The sequence below is a fragment of the Pseudomonas salicis genome (assembly GCF_057128705.1).
The window spans coordinates 1-612 of the sequence record NZ_JBSKHU010000019.1; the positions used below are offsets into that span (position 1 = coordinate 1).

The 612-nt window shown below is 61.9% G+C and carries 1 protein-coding gene; it reads right to left on the reverse strand.

The genetic code is table 11. The annotated features are described in order from the left end of the window. Positions 1-129: 129 nt before the first annotated feature. A partial coding sequence (locus ACWKWE_RS29220; protein ID WP_483852488.1) for a transketolase C-terminal domain-containing protein occupies positions 130-612 on the reverse strand: 483 nt, incomplete at its 5' end.

Here is a 612-nt window from a genome sequence, read left to right on the forward strand (position 1 = left end):
CGATGACCGTCGGCGTCGAAGAGATACGCCCCTTCTGCGCGAACGAACGCATAGGGTTGTCCAAGCTTGCGGCTGGGACTGAGATGACCACCTGGCAGCACTTTTTCGGCACGGGCATACCACGCTTGATTAGCCGACATGGCGCTGCTCCTTGCCTGAAACGTTGGCCAAGGCCTCGCGGGTCACCGCTTCGATGCCTGCCGCGTCCAGCCGGTAATGCCGATAGAGATGGGTCGGCGGCGCAATAAGGCTGTATTCGTCATGAATGCCATGGCGAATCAGACGCACACCGGCGCCCTCATCGGCCAGCACTTCGGCCACAGCGCCCCCCAGTCCGCCGAGCACGTTGTGCTCTTCCACGGTGATCAGCAGGTTCGTTCCAGCGGCAGCGTTCACGATCGCCTCGCGGTCGATGGGCTTGAGGGTGTGCATGTCGATCACGCCGACCGCAAGACCGCTTTCGGTCAGTGCTTTGGCGGCTTCCAGGGTCGGGTGCAGCATGCTGCCGGTGGCAATCAGCGTCACGTCGCGGCCTACGGCATGCACGATGGCTTTGCCAAACTCAAAGGTGACGTCGTCAGGATAAACAGACGGTTCCTGACCGCGTCCGAT